Source organism: Desulfosporosinus lacus DSM 15449 (assembly GCF_900129935.1).
Lineage (GTDB): Bacteria > Bacillota > Desulfitobacteriia > Desulfitobacteriales > Desulfitobacteriaceae > Desulfosporosinus > Desulfosporosinus lacus.
On record NZ_FQXJ01000008.1, the window covers coordinates 135568 to 160997 of the forward strand.

The 25430-nt window shown below is 39.6% G+C and carries 19 protein-coding genes; 17 read left to right on the forward strand and 2 right to left on the reverse strand.

Annotated elements, in window-relative coordinates; translation table 11 throughout:
* Nucleotides 1-5 precede the first annotated feature (5 nt).
* The 9 genes from BUB11_RS12785 (at nucleotide 6) to BUB11_RS12825 (ending at nucleotide 10938) form a co-directional block, all read left to right on the forward strand.
* Nucleotides 6-1010 carry an ABC transporter substrate-binding protein gene (locus BUB11_RS12785; protein WP_073030151.1) on the forward strand — a complete coding sequence of 335 codons (1005 nt, stop codon included), beginning with the start codon at nucleotides 6-8 and terminating at the stop codon, nucleotides 1008-1010.
* 261 nt (nucleotides 1011-1271) lie between these two features.
* The gene (locus tag BUB11_RS12790) at nucleotides 1272-2186 is read left to right on the forward strand and encodes a DMT family transporter (RefSeq protein ID WP_073030152.1); all 915 of its coding nucleotides are present in this window, start codon (nucleotides 1272-1274) and stop codon (nucleotides 2184-2186) included.
* 263 nt (nucleotides 2187-2449) lie between these two features.
* The gene (locus BUB11_RS12795) at nucleotides 2450-4507 is read left to right on the forward strand and encodes a transglycosylase domain-containing protein (RefSeq protein WP_427846311.1); all 2058 of its coding nucleotides are present in this window, start codon (nucleotides 2450-2452) and stop codon (nucleotides 4505-4507) included.
* 101 nt (nucleotides 4508-4608) lie between these two features.
* Entirely contained in the window at nucleotides 4609-5589 is a 981-nt protein-coding gene (locus BUB11_RS12800) for an ABC transporter substrate-binding protein (RefSeq protein WP_073030153.1), read from the forward strand.
* Between the two features lie 153 nt (nucleotides 5590-5742).
* Nucleotides 5743-6510 (forward strand): ABC transporter ATP-binding protein, encoded by a 768-nt coding sequence (locus BUB11_RS12805; RefSeq protein ID WP_073030154.1) that lies wholly within the window; start codon nucleotides 5743-5745, stop codon nucleotides 6508-6510.
* Complete coding sequence (locus BUB11_RS12810; RefSeq protein ID WP_073030155.1) at nucleotides 6494-7264, forward strand: ABC transporter permease; 771 nt, start codon at nucleotides 6494-6496, stop codon at nucleotides 7262-7264. Before BUB11_RS12805 ends, BUB11_RS12810 begins: the two co-directional genes overlap by 17 nt.
* A 131-nt stretch (nucleotides 7265-7395) precedes the next feature.
* The gene (ytxJ, locus tag BUB11_RS12815) at nucleotides 7396-7782 is read left to right on the forward strand and encodes a bacillithiol system redox-active protein YtxJ (protein WP_073030156.1); all 387 of its coding nucleotides are present in this window, start codon (nucleotides 7396-7398) and stop codon (nucleotides 7780-7782) included.
* A 247-nt stretch (nucleotides 7783-8029) separates the two neighbouring features.
* On the forward strand, nucleotides 8030-8881 hold the full coding sequence (locus BUB11_RS12820; RefSeq protein ID WP_073030157.1) for an alpha/beta hydrolase: 852 nt from the start codon (nucleotides 8030-8032) through the stop codon (nucleotides 8879-8881).
* 101 nt (nucleotides 8882-8982) lie between these two features.
* The gene (locus tag BUB11_RS12825) at nucleotides 8983-10938 is read left to right on the forward strand and encodes a heterodisulfide reductase-related iron-sulfur binding cluster (RefSeq protein WP_073030158.1); all 1956 of its coding nucleotides are present in this window, start codon (nucleotides 8983-8985) and stop codon (nucleotides 10936-10938) included.
* 37 nt (nucleotides 10939-10975) lie between these two features.
* Here the strand turns inward: BUB11_RS12825 and BUB11_RS12830 are convergent, their stop codons facing one another.
* Nucleotides 10976-11161 (reverse strand): PspC domain-containing protein, encoded by a 186-nt coding sequence (locus tag BUB11_RS12830; protein ID WP_073030159.1) that lies wholly within the window; start codon nucleotides 11159-11161, stop codon nucleotides 10976-10978.
* 457 nt (nucleotides 11162-11618) lie between these two features.
* Here BUB11_RS12830 and glgB point away from each other — a divergent pair, with 457 nt between their 5' ends.
* The 7 genes from glgB to BUB11_RS12865 all read left to right on the forward strand — a co-directional run bounded on the left by glgB (nucleotide 11619) and on the right by BUB11_RS12865 (nucleotide 24167).
* Nucleotides 11619-13499, forward strand: coding sequence for a 1,4-alpha-glucan branching protein GlgB (glgB, locus tag BUB11_RS12835; protein WP_073030160.1), 1881 nt, complete (start codon nucleotides 11619-11621; stop codon nucleotides 13497-13499).
* 20 nt (nucleotides 13500-13519) lie between these two features.
* Complete coding sequence (locus BUB11_RS12840; RefSeq protein ID WP_073030161.1) at nucleotides 13520-15967, forward strand: glycogen/starch/alpha-glucan phosphorylase; 2448 nt, start codon at nucleotides 13520-13522, stop codon at nucleotides 15965-15967.
* A gap of 45 nt (nucleotides 15968-16012) precedes the next feature.
* Nucleotides 16013-17212: a glucose-1-phosphate adenylyltransferase gene (locus BUB11_RS12845; RefSeq protein ID WP_073030162.1), complete on the forward strand. Its 1200-nt coding sequence runs from the start codon at nucleotides 16013-16015 to the stop codon at nucleotides 17210-17212.
* 13 nt (nucleotides 17213-17225) lie between these two features.
* Nucleotides 17226-18350: a glucose-1-phosphate adenylyltransferase subunit GlgD gene (gene glgD, locus BUB11_RS12850; RefSeq protein WP_073030163.1), complete on the forward strand. Its 1125-nt coding sequence runs from the start codon at nucleotides 17226-17228 to the stop codon at nucleotides 18348-18350.
* 15 nt (nucleotides 18351-18365) lie between these two features.
* Nucleotides 18366-19805, forward strand: coding sequence for a glycogen synthase GlgA (glgA, locus tag BUB11_RS12855; RefSeq protein WP_073030164.1), 1440 nt, complete (start codon nucleotides 18366-18368; stop codon nucleotides 19803-19805).
* 131 nt (nucleotides 19806-19936) lie between these two features.
* Nucleotides 19937-23494: a bifunctional glycogen debranching protein GlgX/4-alpha-glucanotransferase gene (locus BUB11_RS12860; protein ID WP_073030165.1), complete on the forward strand. Its 3558-nt coding sequence runs from the start codon at nucleotides 19937-19939 to the stop codon at nucleotides 23492-23494.
* A gap of 58 nt (nucleotides 23495-23552) precedes the next feature.
* Complete coding sequence (locus tag BUB11_RS12865; RefSeq protein ID WP_242947541.1) at nucleotides 23553-24167, forward strand: DUF502 domain-containing protein; 615 nt, start codon at nucleotides 23553-23555, stop codon at nucleotides 24165-24167.
* Between the two features lie 210 nt (nucleotides 24168-24377).
* Here the strand turns inward: BUB11_RS12865 and BUB11_RS12870 are convergent, their stop codons facing one another.
* On the reverse strand, nucleotides 24378-24545 hold the full coding sequence (locus BUB11_RS12870) for a DUF1540 domain-containing protein (RefSeq protein ID WP_073030166.1): 168 nt from the start codon (nucleotides 24543-24545) through the stop codon (nucleotides 24378-24380).
* Between the two features lie 266 nt (nucleotides 24546-24811).
* Between BUB11_RS12870 and BUB11_RS12875 the strand changes: the two genes are divergently transcribed.
* Entirely contained in the window at nucleotides 24812-25246 is a 435-nt protein-coding gene (locus BUB11_RS12875; protein ID WP_073030167.1) for a YkvA family protein, read from the forward strand.
* Nucleotides 25247-25430: the final 184 nt, after the last annotated feature.

Below are 25430 nucleotides of genomic sequence, written 5' to 3' on the forward strand. Positions count from 1 at the left end.
TAGCGATGAAAAAAAGATTTATGTTCGTACTTATTGCAGTAATTCTAGGCGTATCACTAGTGCTGTCAGGCTGTAACAATCAAACTCCGCTAACTAAGGTTAAGCTCTCAGAGGTCACCCATTCTGTTTTCTATGCTCCTCAGTACGTGGCCATGAGTAAAGGGTTCTTTTTAGAAGAAGGACTTGAAGTCGAACTTTCAAATGGTCAAGGGGCAGATAAGGTTATGACGGCTGTGTTGTCTGGCCAAGTGGATATTGGTTTTGCAGGTCCTGAGGCAAGTGTCTATGTATATAACGAAGGCAAAGAGGATAATAGTGTCGTATTTGCCCAACTTACTAACGGAGACGGTACGTTCCTCATGGGCAGAACACCGGATCCAGACTTTAAATGGAGTGACCTCAAAGGAAAGAATGTAATAGGCGGACGTAAGGGAGGAATGCCCGCTATTGTCCTCCAGTATGTTTTAAGCAAAAATGGTTTGACTGTAGGAAAAGACGTCTCCATTGATACCACGATGCAATTTGCAGCGATGCCGGGTGCCTTTATAGGAGGTCAAGGGGATTATGTCATTATTTTTGAGCCTACTGCATCAAGCATGGAGAAAGAAGGTAAAGCTTATATCGTGGCTTCTTTAGGCAAAGAGAGCGGTGAGGTTCCCTATACAGCATATTTTACCAAAAAAAGTACAATTGAGAAAAATCCAGAGCTTATTCAAAAGTTCACTAATGCAATCTATAAAGGCCAGCTTTGGGTAGCAAGTCATACTCCTGAGGAAATCGCTATGGCTATAAAACTTCAATTCCCCGATGAAAACGATCAAATACTCGTGAGCGCGGTTAAAAATTATAAAGAGCAAAATTCTTGGAAATTGGATCCTGTCCTCTTAGAAAATGACTTTTATCTTTTGCAACAAATTATTAAGGATGCAGGAGAGCTAAACAAAATTGCACCTTATGAAAAAGTAGTTACAAAACAATTTGGAGAAAACGCGGTAAAGAATATTAAATAGGGATAAAAAACAAGTAATTGAGGATTTAGGATTAGGGATTAAGCATTAAGCTTGGTCCCTTTTCCATGCTAGTCAGACTCATGACGCTTCGCATCATCAGGTGAGTAAAAAGAAAGACCAGCCATCCCTTGGAAATGTACAAGAATCAATTGACAGAATTTAATGTATCCTTGATAATAGAGAAATCATCCCAAAAGGAGTCAATCAAAATGATGAATCGTTTAACAGTTATTGTTGCACGAAGGTTAAGGGAGAATAAAGATGAGTGGTAAGCAAAAAGATTCTAGCGGATTAGCTGTATTATTAATTCTGATTTCGACCTTGGCTTTCAGCGTTTACCCAATCTTAGGAAAAGTAGTCTTTGCGGGAGGTGCGGGTCTCTCTACGGTTTTGTTTTTTAGATTTAGTGTTGCAGCACTTTTTTTCTGGGCGATTACTATTTGGCTGGAAGGATTCCCTCGGCTGTCCCTCAGGACATGGCTTATTTTATGGGGTATGGGGGGGATTTGCTATTCCATGATGGCCGGTCTATACATATCTTCAGTACTGTTTATTCCAGCTTCCTTAGCAGCCTTACTTCTTTATGCTTATCCCATTATTGTTACTGTCATTGCGGTTTTGACCGAGCAAGAAGAATTCTCTAGCTATAAGCTTGCAGGATTGCTTTTAGCAACCTTTGGTTTAGTTTTAGTCTTAGGGTTAGCATTGCAAGGAATTAATTATCTTGGAGTTATTCTTGCGCTGGGAGCTGCCTTAGTTTATGCAATTTATATCGTGATAGGAAATAAAATGTTAAAGACTACGACCCCTTTGATAAGTACTACAATAATTTCTACTTCCGCTGCGGTTACTTATGGAATAATCGGCTTACCAATCGGTGGGACGACTTGGAATCTTTCCTGGGGCACCTGGATGGGGATCTGTGGAATTATTATCTCGACCATTATTGGTATGCTAACTTTTTTTGAAGGGATAAAACGTATTGGTGCAACATCAGCCTCAATAATCAGTACAAGTGAACCTGTAATGACGGTAATTCTAGCTGTAATTATATTTAATGAATACCTTACACCTTTGCAAGCAGTCGGGGGGATTTTCGTTGTCGTGGGAGGAATTTTAGCGGTTTTATCTCCTGCGCCGAAATTGATTAAACAGGTAGATTCTTCAGTACACTAAAGAATCCTTTCTGGTACTAAAGATTGAAAGAAGGTCCTTGGGGGACCAAATAAATACGAATTTGTACTTGAAGCTTTTCATTCTCATCAATATTGAGGGGAGTGAAAGGCTCTTGTTTTTAAATGTTATGCAACGGGCCTTTTATTCTGTTTATGCTTTTCATTGTGGTACAATAATAATATGTTTTTCCTTAGCTAAGGCCGTATTGAAAGAAGGTATCCTATTTGGAAAAAACAAGTACACTAGAGCTCGAAAAATCGAAAGTGGGTGTGCTTTTATCTAAAATTAACCACTTTCTGAAAAACTTCAAACCATGGAAAAATCCAAAGTTTTGGAGCAGATTAGGCATTATCCTATTATTGTTTACTACTGTTATCAGCGGGGGAATTACCATTTATATTTCCTCATTAGATATTAGCAAATTACAGACTCCTCTAGCTCAACCCTCTTATCTTTACGACCAAAAAGGCAACCGGATTTCCCAACTTTCATCCTCACGGATCGAACCTGTTACTGGGCAGCAAATTCCTCTTATTATGAAAAACGCGATTATTGCGGTTGAAGACCGTCGCTACTATGAGCATAAAGGAGTCGATCTTCGTTCTATCTCACGTGCTCTTTATAGAGATGTGATAACAGGTGACTTTTCTGAAGGGGGAAGCACCATCACCCAGCAATTAGCTAAAAATCTTTTTTTAGCTTCGGATAAAACCTTGGCCAGGAAACTAAAGGAAGCTGCTTATGCCCTAAAAATCGAGGCTGTACTTGATAAAGAGGAAATTCTAGAGGCCTATCTTAATCAGATATACTTTGGTGAAGGGCGTTGGGGCCTTCAAAATGCTACCCAACTATATTTCGCAAAAGATGCTGATGAGCTGACTCTGGAAGAATCTGCTTTGCTCGCTGGGCTGCTTAAAGCCCCTACTATTTATTCCCCGCTAAATAACAAGCAAAAGTCTTTGGAAAGAAGAAATCTGGTTCTTTCATTGATGAAGGAACAAAATTATATCACATTAGCAGAATACGAGAAGGCAATAGTTCAACCTATTGTCTTAAAAAAGGGATCATTAAGCGACCTTTCCGGACAATATGCTCCCTATGTAGATTATGTCATTGAAGAAGCAATTAATCGCATTGGTTTTACAGAAGAACAAATCTTAAACGGAGGCCTGCAAATATATACTCAAATGGATCCAGCGGTTCAAGAGGCGGCCGAAAATGTCTATGAAGAAAGCCATTATTTTCCTGAAGGAAAAGACGACCAAATTGTCCAAAGCGGAGTGGTTATCTTAGATCATAAGACTGGAGGCATCAGAGGATTAGTAGGATACAGAGGTGAAAGAGTATACCGAGGGTTAAACCATTCGACCCAACTTGAGCGCCAACCGGGTTCTGCCTTGAAGCCTTTATCGGTTTATGCTCCAGCCTTGGAAAAGGGCTATACTCCTAATACCATGGTTAGCGACCACCCCTTAAATATTAATGGGTACTCGCCCAAAGATTATGACAACCAGAATCGCGGTTACATCACAATGCAAGAAGCTGTTCGTAATTCTTGGAATATCCCCGCAGTTTGGTTACTTAATGAAATAGGGATAGAAAGCGGTGTTGATTTCGCTAAACGTTGTGAAATTCCTCTAGAAAAAGAGGATCACACCCTCAGCTTAGCCTTGGGGGGCCTTTCTAAAGGGGTTACACCCCTTCAAATGGCGCAAGCCTATGGAGTATTCGCCAATCTTGGGAATATGCATAAAGCTCATGCCATTAGTAAGATTACCACGAAAGAAGGTACAGTTTTATTCCAAGTCCAACCAGAGGTGGTTCAAGTGACTACTCCTAGCGTAGCCTACATGATGACTCTCATGTTACAAGAGGTTGTCAAGAATGGAACAGGAGAAAATGCTTATCTTGATCGACCAACAGCGGGTAAAACTGGTTCTGTCGAACTTCCCCACACTCAAGAATTTTCAGGAATCAGCAAAGGAGTTAAAGATGTTTGGTTTGTTGGTTACACTCCTGAACTCACGGCTGCAGTATGGATGGGTTATGATAACACTGATCGTAATCACTACCTAACTACTTCAGGCGGCTCTGAGCCTGCCGTAGTTTTCCACGAGATCCTGTCTCGAGCCTTAATAGCCACACCGGTCGTCCCCTTTGAAATCCCAGAGGAATACATTGAACAGAATGAACTTTCCAACAAAGTATACAAGTGGTTTCAAGAAAATTTTCCACCCTTAGAAAGTGACAAAGATCAGTTTGGGAATGGAGCTAAAAGTAAAGGAAAAGACAAAGATAAAGATAAAGATAAGAACAGATGAACATTTTCAGAAAAAGGTATAACAAATCCTATGTCGAATAATTAAAATTGTGTCAAAAATAAGTAGTTTTAGGGTATTGAAGATAGGAGTGGCGAATTCAAATGAGAAAACGATATTCTAGGTTTGGGATGGTTTTGATTGTTCTTAGTTTAGCAATCTTTGTTTTTGGTTGCAGTGCACAAAAAGCGGAGAATCAACCAAAGAAAAGTGTGAGTAAAATAGTCAAGATCGGGGTTTTGCCGATTGAAGATAACCTGCCGTTCTATGTTGCTGAAAAGGATGGAATCTACCCTAAAGAAGGGGTTCAAGTAGAACTAGTCAGTTTTGCGAGTGCTATGGAACGAGATGCGGCAATGCAAGCAGGGCAAATCGATGGACAAGTTGCAGATTTGTTAGCTGTAGCTTTATTAAAGAAAATTGGCACAGATGTAAAAATTGCTGCTATCGGCCTGGGGGCAACTCCAAAGGAGGGCCGTTTTGCAATTTTATCCTCACCTAACTCGGGTATTAAAGATTTGGCAGGCTTAAACGGAGCGACACTGGGGATATCCCAGAACTCAATCATCGATTACGTCAGTGATCAAATGCTTCTCGATAAAGGAGTTAAGCTCGATGACGTAAAGAAGATGTCGATTCCTAAGATGCCAGTGCGTTTAGATATGTTGCTTTCGGACCAGATCAATACAGCTTGTCTTCCTGATCCCTTGGCTTCCCTTGCGCAAGCAAAAGGAGCTCATGTGCTTGTGGATGATACATACAAGAATATTTCCCAAACTGTTTTCTTATTCCGCACTAAGAGTATTCAAGAGAACCCAGAGGGAATTAAAGCTGTCGTTCGAGCTTATGGCTCAGCTGGACAAGCACTGACGAATAATCCTGATCAATATCGAGATCTTTTCTTGGAAAAAGCACAAATTCCTCAAGATTTAAAGGATAGCTATAAAACGCCAACCTTCTCAAAGCTCCAGCTTCCAACAGAGGAAGAAGTCGAGAGTGTTATGAAATGGATGGTTGAAAAAGACCTCATTCCCCAAGCGTATGACTATCAAGAGCTAGTGGATCCCAGTCTACTGCCGAACTAGCAGAAACGAACTTCCCCATTTGAAAGTCGGCATCATAGACCGTGGGATTTGTCCAGATATGTGAAGCTTCACGTTTTGAACTACGAACTTCGCACTTCGAATCCGGCCTCCGGCTTCTGCCCTCTGACCACTGTATAAAGGAGCGAACAACCTGTGATCGAAGTTTCTCATTGTGATCTAAGATATAATCAAGCAAAGTCACAGGTAAAGGTCTACGACAATTTTAATTTAAAAATAGAACAAGGAGAGAGCCTGGTTCTCATAGGTCCTTCAGGCTGTGGGAAAAGTACCCTTCTTTACCTTCTGTCTGGTTTGATGCCTCCCACAGGAGGCGAGATCCAGATTTGGGGTGAGCCAGTGAAGGGTACCCGTCAGAAAACAGCTTTTATTCTACAAGAATATGGGTTATTTCCATGGCTAAATGTAGAACAAAATGTTAGTTTAGGTTTACGGGTTAGGCATATGACCAAGGGCAAATATAAGTTGCTCGTTGAGGACATGATTCAGAAAATGGGCTTAGGAGAGGTAAAACACAACTTTCCCAGTCAGTTGAGTGGAGGTCAAAGACAGAGAGTAGCATTGGCTCGCGCTTTAACATTACAACCTGATTTACTGTTAATGGATGAACCTTTGTCGGCCTTAGATGCCTTGACTCGTGAAAGACTTCAGACACTGCTATTAGAAATTTGGCAGGAACAGAAATTAACAACTGTTTTAGTAACCCACAGTATTGAAGAAGCAGTCTTTCTGGGCAGCCGTATATTAGTATTGCTGGATGGCAGGCCCACTCAGGTAGTGGGGGAAATTCTCAACCCTCTAGTTGGGCAAAGAGGATATCGCCAGACTGAGGAATTCTTCCAGAAAACCAGCTATGTTCGTTCACTTCTAGAAAGGGGTGGACTCGATGAATCTGCGAAGTAGAATATTAAGGGGAAAGTTCTGGGGATACTTAGGAGCAGCATTATTCTTAGTCGTACTCTGGCATTATGCAGCATGGACTCTTAAAAATCCCCTTTTGCCAACACCGAAGGCAGCAATCCTCGCCACTGCAAGATTATTTGAAGCAGATCTTGGAAGACACTTTTGGGTCAGTACTTACCGGGTTGTCTTGTCCACGCTGACCGCGTTACTAGTGGGGCTTCCTCTAGGATTGATTATGGGCTTTGAACGAAGCATAGACCGATTCTTGGCCCCTTTAGTTTATATTACTTATCCTATCCCCAAGATAGTATTTCTGCCTTTAATACTCTTGTTTCTAGGCTTAGGAGACGCTTCAAAGATTTTCCTCATTACCTTTATCGTCTTTTTTCAAATATTAGTCACAACGCGGGATGCTGTTCGCAGGGTACAGTCCGAAACAATTTCCTCGTTGCGTTCTTTAGGTGGAAACAGGGCCCAAGTTTATCGCTACGTACTCTTGCCAGCAAGTTTACCGGATGTCTTGACATCTCTTCGCTTAAGTATGGGCACAGCCATTGCTGTTTTGTTCTTTGCCGAGTCCTTCGCTACTACTGAAGGGTTAGGATATTTTATTATGGATTCTTGGAGCCGCGCTGCACCAGATGAGATGTTTGCTGGAATTATTATGATGGCTTTACTTGGGGTAGGACTCTTTATTGTCGTAGACTTCTTCGACAATATACTATGTCGCTGGCAACATTTAAAAGGTAACTAGGCTTTAAACTTTGAAACATTAAACACTAAAGTTATAATTATTATCCAGGATATTTCTCGGATATAAAAGTAACTATAACAGTGATGGTAACTGGAATGAGGGAAACATCCAGCATATAAGGAGTGAAAACGATGGCAGAGTTCAAAGAAATCAATAGTATCCAAGAATTCGAAGGTATTATGGAGGAGTCTCATCAACGAAAAATCATAATCTTTAAACATAGTACAACCTGTCCAATCAGTGCACGAGCATGGCAGGAAGTGCAGGATTTTATTCAGGAAAGTTCGGATGAAGTCCTAGTGGTTATGATCAAAGTGATTGAGTCTCGACCGGTTTCTAATCTAGCGACTGAGAGTTTAGGGATCAAGCATCAATCACCACAAGCTTTACTTTTAAATAAGGGGCAGGTTTTATGGCATGCTTCACATCATACTGTGACCCAAACTAATATTAAGAGGGCATTAGAAGGAGATATATCGCCCCTATATTTGAACAATTCAAGCGTTACTTTTAAATAAGGGACAGGTTTTTGCATGCTTCACATCAGGTTGTGACCCGAATTAATAGCTTTTAAAGGCGAAATAACTCTTTGATCTAAACAATTAAGTTTGAGAATCTAAATTGAGTGTTTAGATCAAAATCTATGGAGCTTTTCCTTTACGGCGAGCTCCTTTATTGATTGTTTGGTTCACTAAGATTTGTTCAAGTATTCAATTGTATGATATCCTTTTAAAGAAGCTTTTTTGTTCAATCTCGGAAGGGTGGATGACGTTGAAGTACACCGAATTTGAATTCAGGACAAATGATGGAGCAGAATTTTTCGCACGAGAATGGCAACCAGAAGATATTCAGCTTCGGGGCGTCATTATTCTTTTGCACGGATTAGGTGAACACAGTGGGCGATATGCTAATATGGCCCTTAAATTAACTCAGGCAGGGTATATTTTATCAACCTTTGATCAACGCGGTCACGGCAATTCACCGGGCAGGCGCGGTCATACACCCTCCTATGAGATCTTATTGGATGATATTGACTGCTTTAGACGACAAACTTTAAAGCGTTTTCCGGATTTACCTGCCTTTCTGTACGGTCATAGCATGGGTGGCAACTTAGTGCTCAATTATGTTATACGTCGACGACCGGAGTTTTCTGGAGTGATTGTTACAGGCCCATGGCTTAAGTTAACGGTTCAATTACCTGCATTGATTAGAGCGTTCGTAAGATTTCTTAGTAAGCTTTGGCCTACATTTTCACTTTCCAACGGACTGGAATTAAATGCGCTTTCACATGATCCTAGTGTGGTCAAGGCCTATGAACTTGATCCACTGGTTCATAATAAAATTTCTGTCCGTCTATTTACTGCTATGGACCAAGCTGGGCGTTGGGCGATGAAAAATGCTGTTCAGTTCAATTTACCCTTACTGCTGATGCACGGTGGAGGGGACCGAATCACATCTCCTGAAGCCTCTATGGGATTTGCTGCCTGTGTTCAGAAAGATTGTACTCTAAAAATATGGCAAGACTTATATCATGAGCTTCATAATGAACTCGAGAAGGAAGAGATCATTGCCTTCATTATCAACTGGTTAGAACTTCAAGTCTCTAGTGGAGACTAATCGCTCCTCCCAAGCGTAACTAATCCTTCAGCGCGAATTCGTAAGAACTGCGCTTTCGGCAATTATCACGAGTTCACTATAATAATTTATTGAGGTGTTATATGGAGGCGACCAGGCAGCTATATTGGAATATCGACGAAAAGTCTACAATGTATATTTTTGCACTGATAGCCTTCCTTATATTTATCATAGGAATCATCAAAAAGGTTAGGAATTGGCAGCAAGGACGACCTATTAGGTACGATAATCTACTTTTAAGATTTAAGACATTCTTTTCTGCTGTCTTTAAACATGACGAAGATGTTTTTAGGGCGCCTTATCGCCGGTTTATGCATTTAGGGATCTTTTATGGGTTTATTATATTAACGTTTGGAACAGTAGTTATTGCAATCCAAGATCACTTTGGAATTCCAGTGTTCTATGGGAAGAAATATTTAGTACTTAGCCTTTTGCTGGATTTATTTGGGCTAATGGCCATGATTGGCATAGTAATGGCTGCCTATAAACGATATATACATATACGAGACTCTGAAAATGACACTTATGATGATGCTGTAGTCTTAATTCTGGTGTTTTCAATTCTTTTTTCAGGTTTTGTTTTAGAGGGTTTAAGAATTTACTCGACGGACGACCCCTGGGCATGGTGGTCACCAGTTGGGCTGCTTTTCTCTAAAATTACTCAAGTAATTGGTTTATCAGCTCGTTCAGCATCAGTTGTTCATGCCTCTCTATGGTATCTTCATATGTTTCTGACCTTTGGGCTGATCGCCTATATCCCTTACTCAAAGCTATTCCACATGTTGTCTTCTCCTTTGAGCATCTTTTTAAGATCATATTCACAGATTGGGGCACTAACCCCAGTCGATTTTCCGCTTACTGAGTTTAATAATATTGGCGCTGGTCATCTTAAAGAGTTTAGTAAGAAACAACTTCTTGAATTAGATGCTTGTATTTCCTGTCTAAGATGCCAGAAGGGCTGTCCCGCGAATATGAGCGGAGCACCTTTAACGCCCAGAGACGTGATACAAGATTTAAAAAAGCATGCCGGCAAAAAAAATAAGGACCCTATCATAGATAGGGTGATTTCCAGAGAGACACTTTGGTCTTGTACGACGTGTGGTCTTTGCGAAATCAAATGTCCAATCTATATAGAGCACGTCAAAAGAATTGTTGATATGCGAAGAAGTCTGGCTGCTTATGACCAGGGCTTACCCCCAGAGGTTCAGAAGATATTTAATAATATCTCTGAATCAGGCAATCCTTGGGGAAAACCCAAAGAAAGCATGGTATTTTATTCTTCTGAAAACTCACCGGTTCCAGTACTAAGTGAAGAAAAAGAGACAGATATCCTATATTGGGTGGGCTGTTTTGGCTCGTATGAATCACGTAATCAAAAGGTTTCCCAAGCAATGTTCAATATATTAGAAAAGGCCGGAGTTAACTATGCAATTTTAGGAGAAGAAGAAAACTGTTGCGGAGATTCCGTTAGGCGTCTCGGTAACGAAAAGCTATTTCAAAACTTAGCCTTTAAAAATGTTGAAACCTTAAACCGTTACAAATTCAAGACGATTTTAACTCATTGTCCTCATTGCTATAACACACTAAAAAACGATTATCCTCAGTTTGGGGGGCATTATCATGTGATGCACCATTCAGAGTATCTATTAGAGCTTATTAAGTCAGAGAAAATCACCCTAAAGGGGTCTGTTAATAGCAAAGTTACGTTACATGACCCTTGTTATTTGGGAAGATATAATTCTATTTACGATGCCCCAAGAGAGGTTTTGAACTCGGTTCCAGGCTTAGAAATGATTGAGATGAGAAATAATCGAACATATGCTTTTTGCTGTGGAGCCGGCGGTGGACGAGTATGGCTGGGAGATTACGGGAAGAAATCGGTTCATGGCATCTTGGTCAGGAAAGCCATGAAAACTGAAGCTGATATTTTAGCCAGCGCATGTTCATTATGTTTAACCACATTGAGTGGAGCGATTAGCGGCCATAATGGAGATATGCAAAGCATGGACATTGCGGAAATTGTAAATTCTGCGCTGTAGCTTTTCTGGTGTCAAAAGATGCATAAGTAAAAAACGTCTAAATATCACTGGGGATCACGAACCAGGCGACAAGATAGGCTAAAAATCCTGTGCCGCCTACAAACATAAGAATAATAGCTGCAATCCGGACAAGACTGGGGTCAAGTTCCAAGTACTTTGCCAATCCTCCGCAGACTCCCCCTAGTTGCTTATCAAGGCTAGATCGGTACAAGCGCTTTGACATAATTTTTCCTCCTCTGCAATCGTTTTCTGCCTGTTTTTTTATCCTTCTTGGCTGACTGTTTCACCATTACACTCTTAATACGTAAGAGGGGAATCAAATGTTACACACTTACAAAAATATCTATCATCAACCCGAGCTCGCCTTTCGTAAAGTCTGAAAGTAGAGAATGTCTTAATATTATAAAGCTACGTATAAATTTAGCAAAGAGAGTTCTTACCAACTGAGGTAGGAACTCTCTTTGCCATTAAGGTCAGATAATAGAATTTCTGGACCCATTGATTCGTTTATCGCATATGCTGTCAATACACGCTACGCAATGGGAAATCTGAAATCTTAAGAAAAGATGACGAAACCTGTCAGTAAATATTTCCCACAAAATGAAAGGAAATGCCATTTGATGAGAGAATACTAAAACTACAAGGAGTGGGGACCAGAGTGAAGAAGGCAGTGACAATTTATGAACACAAACTATCTTGAACCGGATGAAATATATCTTTTTAATTGTGGAGAATTATACCATAGCTACTTAAAGATGGGGGCTCATATAATTGAATGTAACTCATTACACGGGACGAATTTTGCGGTATGGGTACCTGAAGCACTCAAAGTCTGTCTCGTAGGAGAGTTTAATAATTGGTCTTCCACTGATAGTTCAATGACCGAGATTGGGACCAGTGGAGTTTGGTCTATATTTATACCGAAAGTTCTTCATGGAAAGTTATATAAATATGAAGTTCATACGAAGAATGGAAAAGTATTTCTGAAATCCGATCCCTTTGCTTTTTATTCGGAATTTAGACCTGCAACAGCTTCTATCGTATGGCAACTTGAGGGATTTAGTTGGCAAGATCAAGTCTGGATGAAGCAAAGAGGGGTAAATGTTCAGGAAATGCCTCTTTTAATATATGAAGTTCATCTTGGTTCATGGAGAAGAAAAGAGGATGGAACATATTATAATTGGCGCACATTAGCAGTCGAGTTATTGGGTTATGTAATTAGCCTGGGATATACCCATATTGAATTGATGCCGATTATGGAACACCCTTTCGATGGTTCGTGGGGATATCAATTAACGGGATTTTACTCCTGTACAAGTCGATTCGGCAATCCCCAAGATTTTATGTATTTTGTTAATCAATGTCACCTGGAGGGCATAGGAGTTATTCTAGACTGGGTGCCTGGTCATTTTTGTAAAGATGCTCATGGATTGGGTCGTTTTAACGGATCACCAATTTATGAAAATGACGAAAATGAACAATGGGGTACGTATAACTTTAATTTTGAGAAAACAGAGGTTTGGAGTTATCTCATTTCAAACGCAATATTTTGGCTTGATAGATTCCATGTTGATGGCTTACGAGTGGACGGAGTAAGCAGTATGCTCTATCCAGACTATGAGAAGCCGAAGCATTCTTGGAAACTTAACATTAATGGAGGCAGAGAAAATCTTCGGGCTGTTGCTTTCATGAAACGATTAAATGAAGCAGTCCTTCAAAATTTCCCGGATGTACTGATGATTGCTGAAGAATCTACGGAATGGCCTCTGGTCACCTGCCCAACAGATGAAAATGGACTTGGCTATAATTTTAAATGGAATATGGGTTGGATGAATGACACTTTGCGATATATGGGTCTCGATTTTCCCTTGCGCAAAGATAATCATCAATTGTTAACTTTCTCCATGACTTATGCCTTTTCAGAAAATTATATTTTACCCTTGTCTCATGATGAGGTTGTTCATGGCAAAAAGTCCTTAATTGGCAGGATGCCGGGCGAATATTCCCAGAAATTCTCGGGACTAAGAAGTCTATACGGATATTGGATGTGCCATCCGGGTAAAAAACTATTATTTATGGGTGGGGAGTTTGCCCAGTTTATCGAGTGGAATGAGGAAGCAGAGCTGGATTGGTTCCTATTGGAATATGAGATGCATCAAAAGCTCCGAAATTATGTCCGGGATTTAAATAAACTCTATTGCCAAGAAAGAGCACTCTGGGAAAATGAACAAGACTGGGCAGGGTTTGAATGGATTGATGTCCATAATCATCAGCAGTGTATTTTAATATTTTGTCGGAAAGCATTGGAAACGGATAATTTCCTTATCATATTAATTAATTTTCAACCAAACAGTTACGTCAATTTTCGACTCGGAGTACCAAAGAAAGGGTTTTATCAGGAAATTTTCAATTCTGACTTGAGTATATATGGGGGCAGCAATCACATTAATTCTTCCTTAGTTAGAGCGGAAAAGGTTGCATGGCATGGTCAAAAATTTTCAATAACAATCAATGTTGCTCCTTTAGCAATAGTTATATTAAAACCAATCATGAATACTTAAGTATTGGAGGAACAAAACGCATGTTTACGGATAAAGAGAGCTTTAAACAGGCCTATCTAATGAAACTGATTGAGGGGGAAGGCATTACTACAGAAGAAGCAACCTCTTGGGATAAATTTGTAGCCTTAGTCATGTTGCTAAAAGAAAAAATGAGCTATTATCGGGCCGTAAACAAAAACTCAATATCACAAGGGAAACAAATTTACTATTTTTCAATGGAGTTTCTAATTGGAAAACTCCTCCATAATTATTTAGTCAATTTTAAAATTGAGGATCTCGTAAGAGAAGCTTTGTTAGAGTTAGATATTAATCTTGATGATCTACTGGAGCAAGAAGCAGATCCGGGCTTGGGCAATGGCGGATTAGGTAGATTAGCTGCCTGTTTCCTCGATTCGATGGCTTTCTTAGGAATTGATGGACATGGTAATGGAATTCGCTATAAATATGGGTTATTTGAACAAAAGATTGTATCTGGCAATCAAGTTGAGGTAGCAGATAACTGGCTTAAAAACGGCTACCCTTGGGAAACAAGAAAATCTGATAAGGCTGTGATCGTGAAATACAGAGGGACTGTCAGAACCGAATTCAAAGATGGGCAAGCAATCTTTTATCATGAGAACTATGAACCTGTTTTAGCTGTACCTTACGATGTTCCGATTATGAGCTATGATAATCCCAGGTATATCAACAACTTAAGGTTATGGAGCGCTGAAACAATATGCAGCGAACTAGATTTGGCTTGTTTCAATCGAGGGGATTTTAATCAGGCCACAAGCTTCAGATCGGAAGTAGAGGCCATTTCATATATTCTTTATCCGGATGACAGCAGCCGTGCAGGAAGAGAGCTAAGGCTTAAACAAGAATACTTCTTTGTAGCTGCAGGCTTAGGAACCATTGTTCGGAGTTACAAGAAAAAGAACGGTTTAAATTCTTTGCATGACTTCTCCAGACGTGTCTCAGTCCATATTAATGATACTCATCCAGTTTTATGTATCCCTGAGCTGATGCGTATATTAATTGATGAAGAAGGAATGGGATGGGATGAGGCTTGGAATATCACTGTCAACACCATGTCCTTTACCAATCATACCATTATGCCTGAAGCGATGGAAAAATGGTCCATAGATATGGTCCAAAACCTCTTGCCTAGGATCTATATGATTATTGAGGAAATCGATCGAAGATTCAAGGAGGATTTAAAGGCACGTTTCATGGACAATGATCAAGTCAAGCAAAATACTCATATCTTTAAAGATGGGTATATCTGGATGGCAAATTTAGCAATTGTCGGAAGCTCCTCAGTTAATGGTGTTGCCCAATTACATACCACAATTCTTAAAAATGAGGTTTTTAAAGACTACTATCGAGTTTTTGGCTATAAATTTAACAATAAAACAAATGGGGTTAATCATAGAAGATTTCTATTAGCAGCAAACCCTAAATTGTCTCATCTGATTACAGAGGCAATCGGTCCAAACTGGAAGGAAGATGCCGGAGAACTTAAAAAACTTCATGTCTTAAAGAACGATCAAAGTTTTTTGGAGCAACTCGCCAACGTAAAATTCGAGAACAAATGTCGACTGGCCGAGAAGGCTAAACTTAAATATGGACTCATCCTAGACCCGAGTTCCATTTTTGATATTCAAGTGAAGAGGATACATGCCTATAAACGGCAACTGCTTAATGTGCTTAAGATTATGCACTTGTACAATAAATGTATCAATGAACCCGACTCCTTGTCTTGTCCACAAACCTTTATTTTTGGAGGAAAAGCTGCCCCAGGGTATCATTATGCTAAAACTGTGATCAAGCTTATTAACGTTTTGAGCAAAAAAATAGAGCAGGATCCCAAAGTAAAGGGAAAGCTTAAGATTGTTTTCTTAGAAAATTTCAATGTGTCACAAGGAGAATTGATTTATCCTGCAGCAGACATTAGCGAACAAATATCAACTGCTAGTAAGGAAGCTTCAGGAACTGGAAACATGAAATTCATGATGAATGGAGCCTTAACTTTAGGCACCCTGGATGGAGCAAATGTCGAAATAAAAGAGGCTGTGGGGGAGGAGAATATTTTTATTTTTGGCCTTACTGCTGAACAAGTGCTGGATTATAGTCGTTCCGGAGGGTATAAGCCATGGGATGAATACCATGCTAATCCAGATATTAGAACCTGCGTGGATCAATTAAACAGTGACTTTTTTGATAATATGGGTGAGGAATTTAGGACACTATACGATTCTCTCATGATCTATAATGATGAATTCTACATTTTAAAAGATTTCCCGTCATATCTTAAAATGCATGAAAGACTGCAAGCACTTTATCATACTCCTAAGGATTGGAACAAAATTTCCCTGCTCAATATTGCAAATTCGGGGATTTTTTCAAGTGATAGGACAATTAGAGAATATGCAGATTGGATATGGAAGATTCGATATCGTACCGTGAATTGTATCTCTTCAAATTAATCTTATATCTGTACGGCTGATTAATCTAAGAGAAAGGGGACAAGTATGAAAAGGCAGGAATGTGTTGCGATGCTATTGGCTGGTGGACAAGGAAGCAGATTAGGTGGATTAACTCGAAATCGTGCAAAACCAGCAGTTTCTTTCTGTGGTAAGTATCGAATAATCGACTTTACTTTGAGTAACTGCACAAATTCAAATATTAATACCGTTGGTGTTCTCATCCAATATAAGCCATTTCTACTTAATTCATATATTGGTCTGGGTTCTGCTTGGGACTTAGATAATCCTTTTGGCGGGGTTCATATTCTTCCCCCATTCCTTGGAGAAACCGAAGGAAGTTGGTACAACGGTACAGCAAATGCAGTGTACCAAAACTACGAGTTCATTGATTATTACGATCCTGAATATGTGATTATCCTCTCAGGAGACCATGTCTATAAGATGGACTATTCTCTTATGCTGAAGTTTCACAAAGAGAAGAATGCAGAGATAACTCTGGCTGCGATCCAAGTGCCTCGGGAGGAAGCTTCTCGATTTGGAATCCTAACCATTGATTCGGAAGATCGGGTCACCAAATTCACAGAAAAACCAGCTAATCCGGAGAGTGATCTGGTTTCAATGGGGGTCTATATTTTTAACGGACCCACCCTAAAGCAAGCATTAATTACTGATAAAGCAGATTATCTGTCTCAAAATGACTTTGGAAAAAATATTATTCCAAATCAGTTAAGTACAGGAAAACGAGTTTTTGCCTATAAGTTTCAAGGGTATTGGCGAGATGTCGGTACTATTGAAAGCTATTATCAAGCCAATATGGAGTCATTAAAGGATGGACACTTTCTTAATATTTTCGATCCGAAGTTTAGGATCTTTTCCAACGAAGATATCTTTCCTCCCCATTTTGTGGGGTCTGCAGCAGAAATCGAGAATAGCTTAATTTGTAATGGGTGTACTGTTCACGGTAAGGTAAGCAATTCAATCCTAGGAGCAGGGGTTTATGTTGGCGAAGGAGTAGAAATTAAGGATTCAATTATCTTACCTTATGTAAAATTGCACAAAGGGTCTAGTGTTTATCGGACGATTATAGGTGAAAATGCAGAAGTTATGGGGAATTGTAGCATAGGCGCAAGGGGAGAATTCGCCCCTGCGTATGAAGGAATAACAGTAATTGAGGATTATCATTTGATCACTGAAGGAACTGTTATTGAATCCGGCAAGCATGTCTATAGAAGCCGGGCAATGTGAAAGGAGGAAAATAATGTCCAACGCTATAGGTATTATTTTTGCTAATAGCGGTTCTGATAACTTACAAGGGCTTGCCCAGGAAAGGCCAATAGCTGCTGTTCCTTTCGGAGGCAGATATCGCATTTTGGATTTTGCGTTATCCAGCATGGTCAATTCAGGGATAAGGACCATTGGATTAGTTACGCCTCACCAATACAGACCGTTGCTAGATCACTTGGGGGCGGGAAAAGACTGGTTTTTAGAACGTAAAGACGGAGGGCTATTTATCTTACCCGGTGTCATGCATAGTTTGGCAGGGAGTAAAGATACCTTTTGTATTAAAGATTTACAGAATAATTTGGAGTATTTACAGAAGGATTATGTAGAAAATGTGCTTATAAGCAGCGGTGATCAAATCTTTAATATAAATTTCAGAGATACTCTAGAATTTCACAAGGACAAGCATGCAGATGTTACCTTGATATATAAAGCAGTAAATCCAAGTGACGATGACTCGCAGGATCAAATACTGCTTGAGGTTGATGGGGATCAGAAAGTGTCAAAAATCCATAACAAGCACAGTCTGGAAAGAGAAGAGCTGGCCCCCCTCAACTTTGTGAATATTATAATAATTCGTCGCGAGCTCTTGTTGGATATTATTGAGAAGTATGGTTCCTATGGTTGTATTGGTTTAATGGAAATCCTCGCTTCGAATATAGAAGTTCTTAGAATCTTGGGCAGCCCAACGAATTCATCAATTGGAACGATTCACACTATCAACGATTATTTTGATCGAAGTATGGATCTTCTAGACTTTAAAGTTCGAGATCAATTATGGTTGGGGGTGGATCGCACACATACAAAAATTGTGGACAATCCCCCCACCAAATATACAGCTCAGGCTAAAGTCAGCAATTCGTTAATAGCCAGTGGGTGCTCTATTGCGGGGGAAGTAACAAACTCAATTGTATTTCGTGGAGTGATTCTAGAACAAGGGTGCAGAATTCAAAATAGCATCATTTTGCCAAAATGTCATATTCATAGCAATGCCCAAACGAACTATACAATTCTTGATAAATCTGTCATTGTTCACGGAGAAAATGTCCTTAAAGGAAGTGAGAGTCACCCTTTGGTTGTTCTCAAAAAAACGGTCATCTAGGAAAGGTGGGAGAGTATGAAACTGGTCTTTGTGACTGCAGAAGCCGATCCTTTTGCTAAAACTGGCGGTTTAGGGGAAGTGGCGGGTTCGTTACCAGCCTTCTTGCATAAACAAGGGATTGATGTCAGGATTATTATGCCTAAGTACAGCAGTATCCCTAAAGAATTCCAGAGAGAGTTTAAGCATTTGTCCCATTTCGACGTCCCAGTTGCTTGGCGTAAACAATATTGCGGCTTGGAAGAAACGGTTTATCAGGGGATACCTTATTACTTTATTGACAATGAGTACTATTTTACACGTCCAAATGTTTATGGGGAATACGATGATGCAGAGAGATTTGCTTTCTTTTCCCGGGCTGCTCTTGAAAGTCTGATCCATATACCGGGGTTTAAACCTGATATCATACATTGTCACGATTGGCATACCGCATTAATCCCGCTTATGCTCAAAGAGTTTTATAACCGTGAGCCTCTATACTACCCAATTAAAACTCTCTTTACAATTCATAACCTAAAATATCAGGGGATTTTTCCTAAGGAAGTTCTCTGTGATATTGTGGGTCTGGGGATGGAGTTTTTTAAGGAAAATGGCTTAGAATTTCACGGAGCGATTAATTTCATGAAGAGTGCTTTACTTTATGCAGATCAGATCACGACAGTGAGTCCAACCTATGCAGAGGAAATCCAAAATCCTTTTTATGGGGAAAATCTTGATGGCTTGTTAAGAAAAAGAAGAGATATTCTGACGGGCATTCTCAATGGCATTGACTATGAGGTGTATGACCCCTTTAACGACCCCTATCTGGCAATGTCTTTTCATGATGTATCTTTGGCTAAAACGGAAAACAAAAAGCACCTGCAAAAAACAATCGGACTGCCAGTTAGAGAAGAGTGTGCTATCTTGGGGATGGTAAGCAGAATCGTCGATCAGAAAGGCTTTGATCTTTTGGCCCATGTTATCGAAGAGATTCTGGAACTGGATATTCAGATGGTTATCCTCGGTACAGGAGAGAAAAAATATGAAGAAAGGCTGCAATATTTTGCTTCTAAATATCCTGAGAAACTAACCATACGATTAGAATTTTCTAATGAAAGAGCGCATCAGATTTATGCCGGAGCGGACATGTTGCTAATGCCCTCACGGTTTGAGCCCTGTGGTATTGCTCAAATGATTGCTATGCGCTATGGAACCGTTCCCATTGTCCGCGAAACCGGAGGATTAAAGGATACGGTCATTCCTTATAATGATATTATGGGAACAGGCAATGGATTTAGCTTTGTAAACTATAATGCTCATGAATTTTTATTTACTGTGAAACGAGCCTTAAGTATATATTATGAAAATAAGCTTGTTTGGAATAATATACGACTAAGGGGTTTGGAAAGTGACTTTAGTTGGAGCAGATCTGCAAATGCGTACATCGAACTATATAAGTCATTATTACAAATATCCTAAGATTTATATAGGCATTACTCTAAAAATTTGCTCAAATGGGTTAGCTTGTACAAGTACACGTATCACACTATTTGCGAGTTTGGTTTCTGCGATTGGATCAATAAAAAACGACAAGGGTATAGGTGATAAGTATGGAATTTATGGCGTATCATAATTCGCATGACTTTTATTATCGTGATCCCTTTGGCTCAGTCAACTGTGGTCAAAAGATAACCTTTCGTATTAGTGCACTTTCGCCAGTTCCTATTGACGCTTGTATTCTTCGTTTATGGGAAACAGACAGAGAAATTACTAATTTGATGCACCAAACTACTAAGAAGAGAAGTCAAAATGCTGCGTCTTCAGAACAGAGATCCTTTGAGGTTGCTGAGAAGGGAGAATCATATGAGGCAGAATATGCAGTACCAAATACTCCCGGACTAATTTGGTACTATTTCGTGATTTATGCAGGCTCTCATATCTACTACTATGGAAATAATAATAAAAGGTTAGGGGGAATAGGCAGTCTCTGGGAACAAGAACCGCCGGCCTATCAAATTACGGTTCATAAGCAAACAGCAATCCCTGAGTGGTATAAGCGAGGAGTTATGTACCAAATATTTATTGATCGGTTCTTTAATCCTCACGAAAAAGGGTTCATCTGTGATCCGCGGAAAAACACTCTGTTGCACGCAGATTGGTCAGATCAGCCTGTCTATATTAAGGATGAGCAGGGTAGAGTGACGGATTGGGATTTTTTTGGTGGAACCCTGCAAGGGGTCATTGAAAACTTGCCTTACTTTCAAGAATTAGGGATTAGTATTCTATACTTCAACCCAATATTTGAAGCATCAAGCAATCATAAATATGATACTGCGGATTATCATAAAATCGATCCCATGTATGGGGATGATCTGGTTTTTAAACGATTGATTGATACAGCAAGACACTGCGGAATTTCGATTATTCTTGACGGTGTCTTTAGCCATACCGGAAGTGACAGCATCTACTTCAATAAATATGGGAATTACCCAGAAGTCGGTGCTTACCAATCCGTAGATTCACTCTATTATAGTTGGTATAAGTTTAAAAAAGATCGCCAAGAGTATGAATCTTGGTGGGGGGTTGATTCCCTTCCTGAAGTAAATGAAATGAACTCCTCCTACAGACAGTTTGTTTACGGCTCCGAAAACAGTGTTGTTCAAAAATGGCTAAAGGTTGGTGTGGCTGGCTGGAGGCTGGATGTTGCTGATGAACTTCCGGATGAGTTTATTCAGGAACTGCGCCAAGCGATTAAATCCATTAACCCTAACGCTGTATTAATCGGGGAAGTGTGGGAAGATGCTTCGAATAAAATCAGCTATGACAGTCCACGTCAATATTTTTGGGGGGATGAACTCGATGCCGCCATGAACTATCCTTTCAGAAATAGTTTACTTAGCTTTATGCTTGGGCAAAGTGATGCGAAGGATGTCTATCAACAAATAATGAGTCTGTATGAAAATTATCCTCGAGAGAATTTTTACGCCGCCATGAACTTAATTGGGAGTCACGATACGATTCGAGTTTTGACTCTTTTAGGAAATGCTCCACCAGAAAAGAGTTTGACGAATACAGAGCGGAGAACTTTTCGGCTTTCACCGCCCGCACGGCGATTAGCAGTACAAAGACTCAAACTATTGAGTTTGGTTCAAATGACATTTCCCGGAGTTCCTTGTATTTATTATGGGGATGAAGCCGGTGTGGAAGGTTATTCTGATCCTTATAACCGGGGAACATATCCATGGGGCAGGGAAGACAGAGAAATCATTGATTGGTATGGACGAATCCTGCGAATGCGAGCTGAATTTGAAGTGCTTCAAACGGGTCAATTTGAGCCGTTTTATTTCGAGCCGGATGTTTATGGTTTCTCTCGAGCAGGGAATGAGGAAGAAATAGTTATCCTTATCAATCGACACCGAGATGAACTGAAACTAGTCGATCTTAGTCCAAAACTTTCGTCTGCTCCATTTATAATTGATTTAATCAATGGAGAAAGACTTAGTTCAGAAATGCTCAGTGCTGTGCCAATCAATGCTCTAAGCGGAAGGGCTCTGCTTATTAAAAAAAATCCTCCTAACGATTTGCAACTTCAGCGTTCCTGCGGGGTATTATTACATATTAGCTCGTTGCCATCTTCTTGGGGGTTGGGAGATCTAGGGCAGGAAGCCTATGATTTTGTGGATTTTTTAGCTGAATCCGGACAATCGATATGGCAGGTCTTACCCTTGAATCCTGCTGGGGCAGGAGATTGTCCTTACCAAAGTGATTCCGTATTTGCTGGAAATTCAGTGTTTATCAGTCTTGATCATTTGATTAATGAGGGCCTTTTAGATCTGAAAGAGACTCGTAGAAAACATGAACAGCTTATAGATATTGGACTTAGGGAAAGTTTACTAAACCAAGCGCTAAAAGAACTTAAGCAAAATTTACTCTATGAGGCCTATCAAAAATTTACTGAGCGTCTTGAATCAAGCAGGGCTAACTCTTCAATATCCTTAAGCTCTGAATATCTGTCTTATAAATACTCAGAATATCTATCTCAAGAAAACTATGTAAAATTTCAAGCGAAACATAAAGATTGGCTTCAGGACTACGTTCTCTTTCGTGCCTTAAAAGTTCACTTCGGGGGTGCTCCATGGTTCGAATGGGAATCTAAAATTGCTTCTCGTGAAACAGAGGCGTTATTCAATTATTCATTGCTTCTCCAAAAAGAAAGAGATTTTAATGAATTTCTACAATACACTTTCTTCTATGAATGGAATAAACTAAAAACTTACGCCGAGGGTAAAGGGATTAAAATAATGGGGGATTTGCCCCATTATGTAGCGGCCGACAGTTGCGATGTATGGGTAAACCGCAGCTTGTTTATTCTTGATGAAAAAGGCAGACCTTCAAAAACAGCAGGAGTCCCTCCCGATTATTTTAGCAAAACCGGTCAATTATGGGGGAATCCGGTTTATGACTGGAAGGCTCATGCCACTTCTCAGTATTCTTGGTGGAAAATGCGGATTTACTTTGCCTTAGATCAGTTTAACTATATTCGCTTAGATCACTTTCGAGGATTTGAAGCCTTTTGGGAAGTGGATGCTGAGGAGGAGACTGCTGAAAGAGGGCGATGGATAAAAGGGCCGGGGAAACGATTCTTTGAAAGCATGTTTGAGGAGTTTGGAAAATGCCCTTTTATCGTTGAAGACTTGGGAATTATCACTACTGAAGTAAATATTTTAAAGCAGATGTTTAGCTTTCCTGGAATTAAGGTGCTTCAATTTACGCCGCCAAAAGAGTTGTTACCGGATGTAATGGGTCCGGAAACTAATTTTGTTTATTACACGGGAACACATGATAATAATACCTTGATCGGTTGGTGTGAGAGGAATTACTTGGCGGAAGAGGAAGGCCAAGTCAGCATTACTTCATCTCAACAGGCCATAAGTCAAGAAGTCCGTGAAGACTGTCGTCAGTTGATTGAAGAGTTGTATTTGAGTCAAGCGGTTTGGGTTATTTTACCGATGCAAGATATCTTAGGGTTGGGCGACGAAGCTCGTATGAATGTCCCAGGGACGGTGCATGGAAATTGGAAGTGGCAACTCGATAAAAATGTTGATCTGGATGAAATAAAAGATTGGCTTCTTACCCAAGCCGAAAAAGCAAAAAGATTGCAGATTTGACATTTGAAGTATTAAATAGAATAATAGGCGTAATAGATTTATTGGATATTCTTACTAATTGATTGAATTAATCTATTTTAAATCTTTGAAAATTGGGGATAAGGAATTGAAGAAATTTATCGGTATTTTTCTAAAAGGGTTATTAATACTGACTCCTTTAGTGCTTACCTTCTACATTCTCTATAAAATGTTTTTAGTAACTGATGGTTTATTTAAAGGAATGCTAGAGAGGTTTGGCTTATACTTTCCGGGATTTGGAGTGATCGTAACCCTGGCAGTGATTTTTCTGGTAGGTTTATTAGCATCAAATTGGCTGACGAACGGATTACTAAATTACATGGAAAAGCTCTTAACTAAAATTCCGATACTTGGCAACATTTACGGAATTATCAAAGACACTGTAAATTCTTTCTCTGCTAATAAAAAAGGCTTTTCCCGATTAGTCATGGTTAATATGTCCAGTGAACTTAAACTTTTGGGATTCCTTACTAATGATGAAGAAAGCGCTTTTATTCCCAAAGGCTATGTGGCAGTCTATCTAATGCAGTCAATGCAATGGGCAGGGAATTTAATTGTCGTACCGCAAGATCAAGTTCAACTTCTCGAAGTCTCCTCTGAAGAGGCCTTGAAATTTATTGCTTCTGCGGGACTCTTAAGTAAAAAGACGATCTAGGCGAAACGATGTGACTTTGTATTCTTGGTATAATAAGGTTTTAGCTGAGAGAACATTTTAAATGATCTTACTGATATTGTTTGACTGTTGGTGACGATGTCTTTTAAGATGAAGCCGGTAAATAGATTTATAAATGATTCGAAAAATTTTAAGGCATGCCTGATTAGACATGCCTTAAAATTTCTTTGTTATAGTTAACTGGAGAACTAATTACTCTGGAAGAAAAGTTGCACAGTCAGTCATTTCAGTGGTACTAGCGTTAGGAGATTGGACTTCGATCTTGTCAGCATGACAATGATCACCTGAACCATAGTAATGGCAAGTGTTAACAACGCATTTTATTCCGCCGTTAGGTTGAGGCATTTTTTTAGCTGGCATATTAGTATTCCTCCTTTAAGTGAATTCAAAGTTTAATATCTCCAGTTAATTTGTTTTTTATGTCTATTAATTTATGATTATATTGACAAAATTATATAAGCAAGTTGGAACTGGAATGGACAACAAACAGAAAATATTTCAAAACGTTAGGATATTGAAAATCGCAAAATATGAAGCCGCAATCAGGGACAAGCTAATTAGATTAATAAGAATTGATATTCAATTAAGCAATACATTAATAGTCTGGTAAGGGAGCTGAGATTAACATGACCACAGACAAACTCAATAATAAAAGATTAAAACCCTATCAAAAGAAGGCGGCCAAGTATATTTCGGACAAGAAAAAATCATTAGATCTTCTCAATAATGCCATGAAAAAAGCTAACGCTAAAAGAGGTGCGCTTGGCGAAACCTGGGAGAAATTTCAGCTCTTATTTGGCGTATTTAAAGATTGGATTAACGGCAACTATAAGGAAATGCCCATGCGTTCGCTTCTCATGATAGTCCTGGGAATCGTCTATTTTGTATCTCCCATAGACGGGATCTTCGATTATATTCCTTTTGCAGGATTAATTGATGACGCGGCAGTAGCTGGCTTTGTTATATCCCAAGTGAGCGTTGACCTTGAACGATATAAGCTCTGGAAAAAGCAAGTCGAAGCAGATTCAACTAGCTCATCTGTATCTGAAGCATCTTCTTAAGAGTGTTTTCCACGAAATTTTGATGCTGCAACAATAGTTTTTGAGAGTATACTACACTCTACAAGGTAAGCAGAAGTAAAAATTAACTTCTGCTTACCTTCTTTCATTAGAATAACTGTTTTTGTTTAACCCCAACAACATGAACACTTCTCGTTTAAAGAAAGTAATAGTCACCGGGTGGAGA